Below are 13,429 nucleotides of genomic sequence, written 5' to 3'. Positions count from 1 at the left end.
TATTGGTATGGAAAATTTGAAAAATATTTTGTGGCTCTGTCTGGCAGGACTGTTGTTGGCTGCACTGCCCGCTGCCGCCGGGCAGATTGTTGTGTCCACCCCTTCCTTCGCATTGGTACTTGATGCTCCGGTAGGAGGCGAACTAAGGTATCTCTACTACGGAACCGGATTATCGGAGGATGATTTGCGGCAGATGAATGTGGTAGGTACGTGCCATCATGTTGCTTATCCTTCTTATGGAATAGGATGGCCCGGTGAATCCGCTCTCCGTGTCAGACATGCCGATGGGGTGATAGCCACCCGGCTTTATGTGCAGGATGTGGAAGTGAGGCAAGAGCCGGATGCTATGCTCACCCTTGTGAAACTGAAGGATTGTGTTTATCCCTTCTACGTCAATCTCTGCTACAAGGCATATCGCGATGTGGATGTGATTGAAACCTGGGCTGAATTCAGCCATTCGGAGAAGACTCCGGTAACGCTCCTTCAATTTGCTTCATCTTATCTTCCTCTCCGCAGAGGCGATGTGTGGCTTTCCAGCCTCTACGGCGGGTGGGGCAACGAGGCAAGGTTGCTTCAGGAACCTTTAAAACCCGGCATCAGGCTGATAAAGAATATCGATGGCGTACGCAATTCACATACTGCTCATGCCGAAGTAATGTTTTCGCTGGACGGGAAACCACAGGAAAACACAGGGCGTACTATCGGCGCAGCCCTTTGCTATACCGGTGACTATAGGCTGAAAATCAATACGGATGACGGCGATTATCACCACTTCTTTGCCGGTATGGATGAGGAAGGTGCTTCCTTCAGGCTGAAAAAAGGCGAGGTATTCCGTACTCCCCCGTTGGCGCTCACCTACTCGGAAGAGGGATTGGGCGGCGCAAGCCGTAATTTCCATAAATGGGGACGGAAACATAAACTGGCCAATGGAGACAAGCCCCGCAAGATACTGCTGAACAGTTGGGAAGGTGTTTACTTCGACATTAATCAGAAGGATATGGAGCAGATGATGGCAGACATAGCCTTGATGGGAGGCGAACTCTTTGTGATGGATGATGGCTGGTTTGGCGACAAGCATCCGCGTGATATTGACAACGCCGGGCTGGGGGACTGGGTGGTGAACCCGAAGAAACTGCCTGACGGCATTGCCGGACTATTGCGTGATGCCGCGAAACATAATATCGGTTTCGGCATCTGGATTGAACCCGAAATGATTAACACACGCAGCGAACTATACGAGAAGCATCCCGACTGGGTGATGAAAGTCCCCGGACAAGACTTCATTACGGCGCGCGGTGGCACGCAGGCGGTGCTTGACCTTACCAACCCCCAGGTGCGGGATTTCATTTTTTATACGGTGGATACCTTGCTGGCCCGTTATCCGGAAATAGAATATATCAAGTGGGATGCCAATATGCCGGTGCTGAACCACGGTTCTGTCCATTTGGACAAGGACGAGCAAAGCCATCTGAGTATTCTTTATCATCAGGGATTTGAGGATGTGTGCCGACGCATCCGTAGAAAATATCCTGATGTGACGATTCAGGCGTGTGCCAGTGGAGGCGGTCGTGTCAATTACGGCTATTTGCCCTATTTTGATGAATTCTGGACCAGCGATAATACAGATGCCTTGCAACGCGTTTATATCCAGTGGGGAACGTCCTATTTCTTTCCTGCTATCGCTATGGGATCGCATATCAGCGCTGCGCCCAACCATCAGACGCATCGCAGCTTGCCCTTGAAATATCGCATTGATGTGGCAATGAGCGGAAGGCTCGGTATGGAGATACAACCCCGGAATATGACGGATGAAGAGAAAAATCTTTGCCGTGAGGCGATTGCTGCTTACAAAGAGATTCGTCCGGTGGTGCAGTTTGGTGAACTTTATCGGCTGATGTCACCGTATGACGGTCAGGGGGTAGCCTCATTGTTGTATGCCAGCGAAGATAAGTCGAAAGCCGTCTTCTATTGGTGGAAGCTAGAACAGTTTGTCAACCAGCAGTTGCCGCGTGTCAGGATGGCGGGATTGGATGCGGGGAAACAATACCGTATTCGTGAGCTGAACCGCATTGACAATGTCCCTCTCTCCTTTGAAGGAAAGGTACTGAGTGGCTCTTTCCTGATGAGCCACGGACTGGAGATTCCCGGAGAACATAGGGTGGATGCAGATAAAATGAGTGATTATGCCAGTCGGATATTGTATCTGGAAGAGGTGAACCATTAAAATATTAGAAATATGAAAGTTGGATATTTTGCAGTTGTACTGCTTGCATGCTTCCTGCAGGCTTGTTCTTCGTTTGTGGGAAAGGATAGCACGGAGATGGACGGTTTTGTGACCGGACTGATGGACCGGATGACTGTACGGGAGAAACTGGGCCAGTTGAACCTGCCCTCGGGAGGCGATTTAGTGACTGGTACGGTGATGAACGGCGAACTCACGGAAATGATACGGAAGCAGGAAATCACGGGCTTCTTCAATGTGAAGGGAGTACGGAAAATCAGAGAGATGCAACGTATTGCCGTGGAGGAAACCCGTTTGAAGATTCCCTTGATTGTAGGAGCCGATGTCATACACGGTTATGAGACAATATTCCCCATACCGCTTGCCATGTCGTGTAGCTGGGACACTGTCGCCATCCGACGGATGACACGCGTGGCGGCTACTGAGGCCAGTGCCGACGGAATCTGCTGGAATTTCAGTCCGATGGTGGATATCTGCCGCGATGCCCGTTGGGGACGCATTGCCGAGGGGAACGGTGAAGATCCCTACTTGGGCGCTTTGATGGCGAGGGCATACGTACATGGCTATCAGGGCGATGCTATGAAGGCTAATAATGAAATACTGGCCTGTGTCAAGCATTTTGCACTGTATGGTGCTTCCGAGGCGGGACGTGATTATAATACGGTAGACATGAGCAGATTGAGCATGTACAACAATTATCTGGCTCCCTATAAAGCAGCCGTTGAGGCGGGTGTGGGGAGCGTGATGAGTGCGTTCAACCTTGTGGATGGCATTCCTGCCACTGCCAATAAGTGGCTGCTGACCGATCTTCTTCGTAACGAGTGGGGATTTGGCGGTATGGTCGTTACCGATTATTATTCCATCGGAGAGATGAAAACTTACGGCGTGGCCGACAAGAAAGAGGCTTCCGTGCTTGCTCTGAAGGCAGGAACGGACATGGATATGGTAACCGCCGGTTTTCTGGATACTTTGGAGTCGGCATTGGAGGAAGGACTCATTTCTGAAGCTGATATTGACCGTGCCTGTCGTAGGGTGCTTGAGACTAAGTATAGAATGGGACTTTTTGACGACCCCTACAAATACTGCGACACGGTACGTGCGGAGAAGGAAATCTTTACGCCCGAGCACCGCAAGGAAGCGCGTGAGGTGGCACGTGAAACCTTCGTGTTGATGAAGAACGAGGGAAGTCTGCTTCCTCTTTCTGTGGATAAGAAGGTAGCGCTGATAGGACCTATGGCCGATGCCCGCAACAATATGTGCGGCATGTGGAGTCTGACTTGTGTTCCTTCCGACCACCGTTCCCTGCTCGATGGGATGCGCGACGCGATGAAGGGCAGGGGCGAAGTCCTTCATGCCAAAGGCAGCAATATCTATTACGAGGAGGAAATGGAGAAAGGCGCCGTCGGCTTCCGTCCTTTGGAGCGTGGAGACAATGGGAAATTACTTCGGGAGGCGTTGCAGGTGGCTGCCCGTGCGGATGTGATTGTTGCCGCTTTGGGTGAGTGTGCGGATATGTCGGGTGAATCGGCCTCACGTACGGAACTGGAACTGCCGGATGCGCAGCAAGCGTTACTGAAAGAACTGGTGAAGACGGGAAAGCCGGTGGTGCTGTTATTGTTTACGGGACGTCCGTTGGTGCTTAATTGGGAAACGGCACATGTTCCTGCTATACTGAACGTATGGTTTGCGGGCAGTGAGGCGGGCGATGCCATAGCCGACGTATTGTTTGGGCACGCCGTGCCTGCCGGAAAGCTCACTACCAGTTTCCCACGTGCCGTAGGACAGATGCCGTTATACTATAACCATTTGAGTGCCAGTCGCCCCGATCCGCAAGATGGGGTGTTCAACCGCTACCAGAGTAACTATATTGACCAAAGTAATGAGCCGCTTTATCCTTTCGGGTTCGGGCTGAGCTATACGGCTTTTGAGTACGGTGATATGCGGCTTGGTTCGGAATGTCTTCCCAAGAACGGGGAGTTGGCGGTTTCCGTGGAGGTCACCAATTCCGGTACTTGTGACGGTACGGAAATCGTACAGCTCTATCTGCGTGATGTGATGGCTGAGGTGGCACGTCCCGTCAAGGAACTGAAAGCTTTTCGGCGCATCTTCTTGAAGAAAGGGGAAAAGCGAGAAGTGGTGTTCACGTTGACAGAAGAGGACTTGAAATACTACCATTCGGATTTGCAATACGGGTATGATCCGGGTGAGTTTCAAGTGATGGTCGGTCCTAACAGCCGTGATGTCCAGACGAAGGTGTTCAAAGCAGAATAAGTTCTTTAATTTGAAGATTATGTTTATATGAAGATGATAACTTTTTTCATTACGTTGCTGTTGTCAGTGGCTATGCTATGCAGCAGTTGTTCTGTTACTGGAAATAGAGAAAAGACATTATTGGGCAATCCGGTTGTCAAGGTGCCTACGTTGCTTGATAAGACAAACTGGACAACGGACACGATTGCCAACGGAATCATTTACTATAATTTTGCAGCAAAAGATGAAGTTTCGGATGCCAGTCAGATCGTGAATGTATTGGAACTTGATTTGACAAATCCTGACTATACGCTTGCCTTGCGGTATGTTCCGGAGTGTTCTACGTTGTCCGAACTTGCCAAGTCCGCCGGAGCTATAGCCGGAATGAATGCAGGGTATGAGCAGGAAGCCATCTACTTGAAAGCGGAAAATACCGTGTTTTCGGAAGTGGCATTGGCGCCCGACCATCTCCGCTTCTGGAAGCATGAGGGTGCTGTCTGTTGGAGCAACAATGAGGACATCGGAATATGGTTTGCCGGTAAAGACGGGGTGGATGCCATTGCATGCTATAAGGCGGATACACACCGGAATCTCATAGCCAGTGCCCCGATGCTGGTTGATAATTACGTGCCTTGCGGCGTCTCTTTTGTGGATGCCGCATATACGCCGGAACAACTGAACGGACTGGATTATGAAGACAAGAACCGCCATCAGGGAGTCAGACATCCCCGTACTGCCATTGCCTTGACGGAAGACCGAGATTTGCTGCTCATTACCGTCGACGGACGCCGGTCCGGTCAGGCGGAAGGCATGAACGCAAAGGAACTGACCGGCTTTATCGTGAAATACTTCTCTCCGCAATATGCACTGAATATGGATGGCGGAGGTTCCACGACTATGTATGTCATAGGAAGAGGGGACAATGTTACGAATGTCGTGAATTATCCTACTGATAACGGAATCTTTGACCATCGTGGAGAGCGGAAAGTCTCTACCCATTTTCTGGTGATGCGAAAATAAGTACTTTAGTAATATTTGAAGAACAAGACAATGAAAGAAAAGAAATGTAGCTGGATTATTCTTTGTAGCTTCTTTGTATGTTTTTGCTTTTTCCAGCCACTTTGGGCGGAGAAGCGTGTGGAGCGAGGCAATGACATCGTTTCTGTCATTAGGCATGGTGTCCGGAACGACGGTTCTGTGATAGGCTCTGAACTGAATGAGCTTGTCGTGAGGAGCTACGGGAAGACGTTGTATTTTCCTGTCGGTACCTATAATCTGTCGGAACCTATCATCTTGCCCTACGACTATACGAAGAATGTAAATATTGTTTTTGACAAGAATGCATTGATAAAGACCGATTTGCCCTTGGAAGCATTGTTGAAGGTTGGCTATTCGGAGATGTCGACACCCGATGTCACTCACCGTCGCTTCTCTTATATCGAGGGAGGGATGTTCGACTGCTATAATGTGGAGAACGGAATCATGGTCAACGGATTGAAACAGCTGGTTTCCCTGAAAAGCATTAGTTTGTTTAAGGGGCGCAACACACATATCCGCATCAGCGTTACCGACGACTTCAGAGGAACGGGAAGCAGTGACACCAAAATAGACAATGTGACCATACAAGGCATTTCGTCCAACGAAGAGGTATATGGTATTTATATAGATCAGGCCTGCTGTGACTGTAAGATCTCCAATACTTTCATATATAGCACGAAGTATGGACTCGTGACAAAGTCGGCGGGACATATTTTGAATAACCTGCATATTCTCTCCATGCACACCACTGGCGGTCTGGACTTGGGGGTGAAAGGTTTCCGCTCTACGGAAGGGATACGTGTGGAAGCGGATGGCTTTTTCATTTTCAACGAGGTGTATTATGACACGGTGGACCGTGGTATTGTGGTTGCGGCAGACAGGAATCCTACGTTGGTGCTGGACAAGAACATCTTCTATTCCTATTTGTCGGATTTCGGGACTTCTTTCCTCTATCGGGACCATAAGGCGGCGACTCCGTTTCAAGCGAAGATGTCGAACTGTATCATCGAAGTGGCAAAACAGGGTTATAGAATCTTTGATGTCGGCCCTGAGGCTATAAAGAATGATGTGGAGGGGAATTTTTCGTTTGTGAATTGTGCAATGAGAAATTCTCACTTGTTAAGTCCTTTCGATTTCTCCCTGATGCAACGCATAAGGGAAAAAAGATGTGATGTGCTGTCCGCACCGGAGCAGGCAACAGGTGGTTTACAGGCAGTGGATAGCTTGCAGTGGTACGTTTTGGGAGCTGTGTTTGCTTCTCCGTATCGTAATTTGTTAAAGTTGGATTTGGCAAAAGATGGTGTGGTAGAACTGGATTTGCTCTTTGCAGGAGGGGAACCCGAAATACATAGCAGGATGCTTAAAAGCCCGGATAGAACTTCCTTCCAGCTGGGATATGTTGTTAAGGACGAATATTGTATCTTACTGTTGAGAACGCCCCGAGGAAAAGTGTATCCTGCTATTTGTGATGTGTTGGGAAATAGTTGTTTTTTGGCGACTCCTTCCAAAGATAGATATTATAAACCGGAAGATTATGGGGTAGACCAGGACCCCGTCATTCTGCATTGAATTTGTGTAATGGAAGAGCAGGTAATATAGAGCGTGAGCGATGTGTTACTTAAGATACAGTGTCATTTTACTTAACGGTAAAATGACACTGTAAATGCCTGATAAAGGTGTTTATTATTTGAAAAACAATTAGATTATCAGCGTGCTGGCTTTTTAGAATCTGTATCCATATCCCAGCATGATTGCCACATTGTCATCTTTGGCAAACATAAACCTGGCTTCTGCATTCAGATAACTCCGTTCGGAGATGGGTAATGTGATACCTCCTCCCAAATTGAAAGCGAATTTGGTAGAGTTGCTCCGGTCCATTTCCATTTCTTTCCCGTCTATCTCAACACTCTTTTTGCCATAGAAGTTGTTCTGCATGCCGATACCTGCAAGGGGATAGACCGAAAATCCTTGGCCGTCTTCTTTAAAGTTGAATACATAATGGAAATTCACGCTTACATCCAGTCCGGTAACTTTGTCTTTAGGAAAGTAGAACGTTACATCCGGAGCAATCCGGAGATTATTCGCTATCGCGTAACGTCCTTGTACTCCCAAACCGAACCTCTCATAGTTCGTTTGATAACCGATGTTGCCCATCAAAGAGCCTTCACCTTTAACTGTTTGGGCATTTATGCCCACAGATGCCAATGCAATCATGGCCAGCAAGAATAATTTTTTCATAATTAAGGCATTTAGTTAATAAAATATTTATTTAAAAGAAGAATGATCTCCTTTTAATGGAAATAACAAACGTTTGCTTACATTTGTTTGCTATATATTGTTACATATACAAAGACTTTTGATGTTAATATACGAGCGCTTTTCTCAATTTTTTATAAAGCAAAAAATGATGTTAATTCCGTTTTTATGCCTCGAACCATTTTTTTTAATGCTGTGTTTTTAGTATATGGCAGGGATTAAAGTTGGTTACATTTGAATTGCCAGTTTGTAGAGAAAGGAGCAAGTGGTATATTACATTGTCGTAACTGACTGAACCTGCATTGTTACGAAAGGATAAAATATCAGGATTGTTTCATTATTAAAATCTACAGCCATGAAAAGTCTAAGTTTTGATTTGCGGGTCAGGCTAATAGCCAGTTCTGTCATCGGGGCAATAGTTTATTTCTTTTCAAGTTCCCGCAGGTAGGTAAAGTGATAATAAAATAAAGGATCGCAGGATATGCCTTTATATTGGAAATAAGCGGATGATATATCTATCTATATATTTACATGTAAATCTCAGAACTGAGTGTGTTACTTTAAAAAATAGTTTATGTATTTTTTATGGTACATTGTTATCGGGATCGCTTCTCTGTCTTATAACAGAAAGAAAATTGAACTTTAATTATTTTAATCGTTTAAAACCAACTTAATTATGGAAAATAGAAATTCTAGTTTATGGATCGGCCTGGGAATAGGTACGGTCATCGGTACTCTGGCTTATCGTTTCTCACGTACTTCAAAAGCCAAGAAATTGAAGGAAAAAGTATGTAACGTTTTTCATAAGATAACCGGTCAGACAGAAGACCTGTTAGATGAAGCTAAGGAAAAAGTGGCGGATACCGGAAAAGTTGTAGTGGATAAGGTAGCCGATAAAGTTCAAGATGGCGCTGATGCTGTAAAGGACGCATTGAAAGATGCGAAGAAAGATGTCAAACAAGGAGCTGAAAAGGCCAAGACAGAAATAAAGGAAGGGTATGAAGATGTAAAAAAAGAAGCAAGTAAAAAACTTGATTGATTTTTTTATATATCATTCTGTTAGTAGTAATATCTTATATAAAGAAGAATTATGATTGGATTTGTAATATGGATTATAGGATTGGTCTTAACTATCAAAGCTGCTCTAGAGATATGGCGTATTCATGCGCCGGCGGAAAGAAGGTTAATAGCCATTATCCTGGTAGTTTTGACCAGTTGGGTAGGATTGTTGTTCTATTACTTTTATGGTAAGCCTCGTATGGCACAGTGGCTGGGGACCGGTCTTGAAAGGTATTGATGGTCACATAGCTGTTTATGCTGAATAGATAGGAATATCCCAAAATAAAAATGTGTTGGTTGATAGAAGTGACCGATTTATTTTTGTTTTGGGATGTTTGTATAGGAGTATACAAAGGTAATGTCAAAAGTATATGAGACTTGTCATTATGATAATACTTTAGGCACGGATTACACGGGGTAAATTAAAACCGTGAAATCCGTACCTAAAAGAATGCACAGAGAGAGAGGTATTTTCTTCTTGTCTGTCTTACCAATATTTTTCGATTCTATCATAGCCGAAAACGTGACTACGTTCATCTTTAATATCTTGCAGCTTATGACAAATTATTTGCGCTCCGATCATGCTGAAAGTGATTCCGTTTCCGCCATATCCCAGATCGAAAAATATTCGTTCCTTGCCGGGCCAATTGCCGATGAAAGGTAGTCCGTCTTTGGTGCTACTGAAGGTACCGCACCATGCCATTTCTGTTTTGAAAGGGATATCGGGGAATAGTTTTCTGACTTTTCTCTCCAAAATACGGATTTTCTTTCTGAGTAGTGAGTCACGGTGCTCTGGATCGCTGAACTTTTCATCCTCACCACCTACAATAATACGGTTTCCGTCGGTGGTACGGATATAAAGATATGGATCGGCTGTTTCCCAGATCAGGCAATGTTCCGGCCAGAGATATTCGGGGGCTACCGGATGTGATATGAGTGCATAAGTAGAAGTCAAATCCATAATTTTTTTGGGAAGGAATTGTCCGGCCTCAAATCCGGTGGCTACGATTACATATCCGCACTTAATTTTATTTCCTTTGTCTGTTATCATGATACAGCCATCAGATGTTTCAGTGCACTTCTTTATGTTGGTATGGGTAAAGACCTTCAGACCGTTCTCCTTCATATGATAGGTGAGCAGTCCGGTTGCAGCTCTGTAGGCATCCATCTGTGCGGATGTTTCATTCACCAGGGCATTGCCGGGCACTTTCACCTTATATCGTTTTCTGATTTCTTGTTTCTTGAGCAGATTGACCGGCAATTCATGCTTTTGCCGTATTTCGTATTCTTGTTCCAGAAGTTTGTTGTCTGCCGAGCAGCTGGCATAAAAGACGCTGGACAATTGCTCAAATCCGGCATCGACATCTGTTTCCTTTAGTACTTTCTTTATATCAGAAATGGATTGCAGGCATGCATGATAGGCGGTTGCTGCATTTTCTTCGCTGATGATTTTTGCCATCCGGCAGAGGGGTACGTCTATTTCATATTGTAGTAAAGCGGTACTTGCAGCAGAGCTTCCGGTTGCGATGCTGCGTTTGTCAATCACGCAACATTCTATTCCGGCACGACACAATTCGTGTGCCATCAAAGCGCCTGTTATACCCGAACCTACGATGACGATATCTGTTGACAGATCATCCTCCAAAGGGTGGAAATAGTCCAATAGGGAATTTCTGACGATCCAATAGGGTAAACCTGAATGTAAGTCCATAATATATTTTGTTAATTCCCCCTTACTTTCTTCCTGTTGAGAAACAGGAGTGAAGTAAGGGGGGAGTGAGAAATGGGAAAGCCGTTTTATTGAAATTTGCTTTCCGTTTACGGTAGTAGATTATTTGCCTTCTTCGATAGTACAAATGCTGACACGGTTCCAGTCCGGTTCGGAGAACATATCACCGATTCCTTGTCCTTCGGCGGTAATGCGGGTGTCGTTAATCTTGTATTTTTTTACAAGTATGGACTTCACAGCTTGAGCACGTGCTTTTGCCAGTTTCTCATTGAAAGCGAGGTTACCTTCGGGAGAGGCATATCCTTTGATGACGACTTTAGCTTCAGGATGTTTTTTCATGTAAATGGCTACACGTTCCACATTAGGCAGTTGGGAAGCATCAACCACGGACTTTCCTTGTCTGAAGGTAATGATGGATTCTGGAATGCGGTTGGTTTTTACCACGGTTTCTATGTTGGCAGCTTGGGTTCTGCAATCTGCCAGCTCCTTTTGTAAGTTGTTGGCCTGTTGTACGGCATTGCTCAGTTGCATGTCCTTGTCGCTCAGTTGTGATCGCAGACGGTTGACTGCATTATTTAGCTCGCCTACTTCTACTGGGTCGTAAGGCTTCACTGTTGTGAAATGATGTGAGCCGTTGCTACACATGAAATGGTAGGTCAGTCCGGCAGTCAGTTCAAAAGTGGCATTGTTGGCGTTGAAACGGCTTTTAGTTTTGCTGAAGTCTCCTTGCATATCATATACGATAGCTGGTTTGATACCGAGTGTCCATGCTTTTTCCTCACCTAGGTTGAAGTTCAAGTTTAGACCAAGGCGTGTAGACCAGGAATTTGTATCACCGGGGCCATTCTGATAGTAATGTAGCCAGCCGATACCTGTCAGAGTCTCGATTTCAAAAATGCGTGGTTCGCCCATATAACCTCCAAAGAGATTCATCAGGTTGACTTTACCGAGTAAGCTCACTTCGGAAGCATCAAATGCAGTTTTGCTGGCTGAGGTATTTACATATCCCATACCTTGAATACCTAGACCGAATATAGGAGTAAGTTGTTTTCCGATTCCGAATCCGAAGGCCGGTCGGGCATTTTTTAAGAAGGAGCTGTGAGTCAAAGGGGTTACAGCACCAGCTTTCAGTTCAATAGACCAGTTGTCACCAGGGCGTGTGCCTTCAAGGGCCGTACGGTCATTTTGCGCATGCATGGTAAGAATACTCATGCTTAGTGCTAAAACAAAGATAGATTTTTTCATAATTAAATAAATTAATAGTGATACAATAAATATGTCACACACGTTGTACTGTCTGTTGTGTAGTTATGACTGTGCATAATCTAATGAATTACTTTGTCATAACCTTTGTTTAAAAAACAGCCCGTTAAAAAGGATGGTTCGAAAAATAGAAATGGATTTAACATCTATTTAAGAAGTCGGATGGTGCCAGAAGCCTGTATTGGCAGTGAAAGCACATCATAGATATATAAGGTGCAAATTCTTGGATTTATATATAACGGCATCAAATATAACTTTATATATACATGCGTTTTTTAACACAAATATCTGTTGAAATGACAAATATTCATCAAACAAATATTCTTTCAATGCTGTTTTTTTATAGAGATACAAATCATAGTATTAATTAAAAACCTGACAATTATGAAAAAATTAAGTTTCGCAGGACTGAAGGGTAGAGTGTCCTGGGGCAGTGTTTTCGGCGGTGTCATGACTGTATTGGCAATATCCGTGTTACTGTCTATTTTAAATTCAAGTATTGGTTTGTTTATGTTTGATCCATTATCAGATCACCCGGTTGCGGGCATCGGCACTGCTGTTGGAATCGGATCCGCTATCATTCTGGTTGCCGGCATGGCTGCAGGAGGCTTTGTGGCCGGGAAACTGGCCGGTATGGACGGAATGATACACGGATTTCTGGTCTGGGCGACCACACTGATTGTGGCTGTGGTACTGGGAATTTTTCTGGCTGTCGGTGCGGCAAAAATGACGGTGAATACTCTTGGAGCGGTCTCGTCCGTTACGGGCAGCGTTTTGTCTGGAACAGGTGATACCGTTGGAAACGGAGTTGCCGCATTATCTGAAGACGCAAAGGAGCTGTTCGGAAAAATCGATTTTAATGCAACCCTGAAAGAAGGGAATATACCGCAGAATATCCGTACCGCACTTCTAAAAAGCGATGTGAAGGAACTTCAGCCGGATTACCTGCAGAAGCAACTGGCGGAAGTGAAGGATGACCTGGAAGCGTCCGTAAAAAAAATAGTACGTTCCCCACAACAAGCGGATGAGAGCATTGACAGTTTCCTTGACCGGTTGAAACAACGTACAGAAAGTATCAGCAAAAATATAGACCGGAATGATTTGGCTAAAGCTATAGCAAACAACACCAATATGTCAAAAGCGGAAGCAAATAAAACTATTGACCAATATATGAACTTGCTGGAAAATGCACGTATGGAAGCCGGCAAACAGATAGACAAACTGGAGGTGACCCTGAAGAAAGCCGCACAGGAATGGAAAGAAATCAAGCATGAGGCACTCGTGGCTGCCGATAAGGCAACGGATGCCGCAGCGAGGTCCGCACTGATTTCGTTCCTTGCAATTCTCTCCGGAGCGGTATTGTGCTGTATTGCAGGTGCCTACGGTAGCAGGAAGACCCAAGAAAGGGTGGATATCTGACAGTATTTCATTAAATCAAGTAAGAAGTTCGGTCCCCCAAACAGTATGACAGGTTGATGTCATTTTTAAGCATGTTATATCTTTTCTGAAATCGGGCCAACTGATATCCGCATTATAAAAGGCAATGACTAACTTGCATTGCCTTTTTAAATTTAAACTATTTTTATTATTTT

Annotated in this window: 10 protein-coding genes; 7 read left to right on the top strand and 3 right to left on the bottom strand. The window is 45.2% G+C overall.

Translation table 11 applies throughout. The annotated features are described in order from the left end of the window. The first annotated feature begins 7 nt into the window (after positions 1 to 7). Genes DWZ03_RS10865 through DWZ03_RS10850 form a run of 4 tightly spaced genes read left to right on the top strand, consistent with a single transcriptional unit; the run spans position 8 to position 7,099 of the window. Positions 8 to 2,224 carry an alpha-galactosidase gene (locus DWZ03_RS10865; protein WP_120129969.1) on the top strand — a complete coding sequence of 739 codons (2,217 nt, stop codon included), beginning with the start codon at positions 8 to 10 and terminating at the stop codon, positions 2,222 to 2,224. A gap of 12 nt (positions 2,225 to 2,236) precedes the next feature. Further along, complete coding sequence (bglX, locus tag DWZ03_RS10860) at positions 2,237 to 4,513, top strand: beta-glucosidase BglX (protein ID WP_120129967.1); 2,277 nt, start codon at positions 2,237 to 2,239, stop codon at positions 4,511 to 4,513. Between the two features lie 27 nt (positions 4,514 to 4,540). Further along, complete coding sequence (locus DWZ03_RS10855) at positions 4,541 to 5,512, top strand: phosphodiester glycosidase family protein (protein ID WP_120129964.1); 972 nt, start codon at positions 4,541 to 4,543, stop codon at positions 5,510 to 5,512. A gap of 30 nt (positions 5,513 to 5,542) precedes the next feature. Further along, positions 5,543 to 7,099, top strand: a complete 1,557-nt coding sequence (locus DWZ03_RS10850; RefSeq protein ID WP_120129961.1) for a right-handed parallel beta-helix repeat-containing protein — start codon at positions 5,543 to 5,545, stop codon at positions 7,097 to 7,099. 153 nt (positions 7,100 to 7,252) lie between these two features. On the opposite strand, the gene DWZ03_RS10845 is transcribed toward DWZ03_RS10850, so the two are convergent. After that, positions 7,253 to 7,768: an outer membrane protein gene (locus DWZ03_RS10845; protein ID WP_016272745.1), complete on the bottom strand. Its 516-nt coding sequence runs from the start codon at positions 7,766 to 7,768 to the stop codon at positions 7,253 to 7,255. Positions 7,769 to 8,462: 694 nt separating this feature from the next. Here DWZ03_RS10845 and DWZ03_RS10840 point away from each other — a divergent pair. Both DWZ03_RS10840 and DWZ03_RS20210 read left to right on the top strand, forming a co-directional pair. Then, positions 8,463 to 8,825 carry a YtxH domain-containing protein gene (locus DWZ03_RS10840; RefSeq protein ID WP_016278370.1) on the top strand — a complete coding sequence of 121 codons (363 nt, stop codon included), beginning with the start codon at positions 8,463 to 8,465 and terminating at the stop codon, positions 8,823 to 8,825. 51 nt (positions 8,826 to 8,876) lie between these two features. Next, positions 8,877 to 9,083 (top strand): hypothetical protein, encoded by a 207-nt coding sequence (locus tag DWZ03_RS20210; protein ID WP_007665878.1) that lies wholly within the window; start codon positions 8,877 to 8,879, stop codon positions 9,081 to 9,083. A 249-nt stretch (positions 9,084 to 9,332) separates the two neighbouring features. Here DWZ03_RS20210 and DWZ03_RS10830 read toward each other — a convergent pair whose 3' ends face one another. Both DWZ03_RS10830 and DWZ03_RS10825 read right to left on the bottom strand, forming a co-directional pair. Further along, positions 9,333 to 10,556 carry an NAD(P)/FAD-dependent oxidoreductase gene (locus tag DWZ03_RS10830; protein ID WP_057089091.1) on the bottom strand — a complete coding sequence of 408 codons (1,224 nt, stop codon included), beginning with the start codon at positions 10,554 to 10,556 and terminating at the stop codon, positions 9,333 to 9,335. Positions 10,557 to 10,676: 120 nt separating this feature from the next. Then, positions 10,677 to 11,819 (bottom strand): OmpA family protein, encoded by a 1,143-nt coding sequence (locus tag DWZ03_RS10825; RefSeq protein ID WP_016272741.1) that lies wholly within the window; start codon positions 11,817 to 11,819, stop codon positions 10,677 to 10,679. Positions 11,820 to 12,221: 402 nt separating this feature from the next. On the opposite strand from DWZ03_RS10825, the gene DWZ03_RS10820 reads away from it, so the two are divergent. After that, positions 12,222 to 13,256 carry a hypothetical protein gene (locus tag DWZ03_RS10820; protein WP_057089087.1) on the top strand — a complete coding sequence of 345 codons (1,035 nt, stop codon included), beginning with the start codon at positions 12,222 to 12,224 and terminating at the stop codon, positions 13,254 to 13,256. The last annotated feature ends 173 nt before the right edge of the window (positions 13,257 to 13,429 follow it).

This window comes from Bacteroides sp. AF29-11 (genome assembly GCF_003602895.1).
Taxonomy (GTDB): Bacteria; Bacteroidota; Bacteroidia; order Bacteroidales; family Bacteroidaceae; genus Bacteroides; species Bacteroides uniformis.
Note: the sequence above shows the minus strand (reverse complement) of the source record. Positions and strands in the feature narration are given on the sequence as shown.

Bases quoted from the DNA above. Each gene is read 5' to 3' on its own strand.
- DWZ03_RS10865 (WP_120129969.1), top strand. From the start codon at position 8: ATGGAAAATTTGAAAAATATTTTGTGGCTCTGTCTGGCAGGACTGTTG.
- bglX (WP_120129967.1), top strand. From the start codon at position 2,237: ATGAAAGTTGGATATTTTGCAGTTGTACTGCTTGCATGCTTCCTGCAG.
- DWZ03_RS10855 (WP_120129964.1), top strand. From the start codon at position 4,541: ATGAAGATGATAACTTTTTTCATTACGTTGCTGTTGTCAGTGGCTATG.
- DWZ03_RS10850 (WP_120129961.1), top strand. From the start codon at position 5,543: ATGAAAGAAAAGAAATGTAGCTGGATTATTCTTTGTAGCTTCTTTGTA.
- DWZ03_RS10845 (WP_016272745.1), bottom strand. From the start codon at position 7,768: ATGAAAAAATTATTCTTGCTGGCCATGATTGCATTGGCATCTGTGGGC.
- DWZ03_RS10840 (WP_016278370.1), top strand. From the start codon at position 8,463: ATGGAAAATAGAAATTCTAGTTTATGGATCGGCCTGGGAATAGGTACG.
- DWZ03_RS20210 (WP_007665878.1), top strand. From the start codon at position 8,877: ATGATTGGATTTGTAATATGGATTATAGGATTGGTCTTAACTATCAAA.
- DWZ03_RS10830 (WP_057089091.1), bottom strand. From the start codon at position 10,556: ATGGACTTACATTCAGGTTTACCCTATTGGATCGTCAGAAATTCCCTA.
- DWZ03_RS10825 (WP_016272741.1), bottom strand. From the start codon at position 11,819: ATGAAAAAATCTATCTTTGTTTTAGCACTAAGCATGAGTATTCTTACC.
- DWZ03_RS10820 (WP_057089087.1), top strand. From the start codon at position 12,222: ATGAAAAAATTAAGTTTCGCAGGACTGAAGGGTAGAGTGTCCTGGGGC.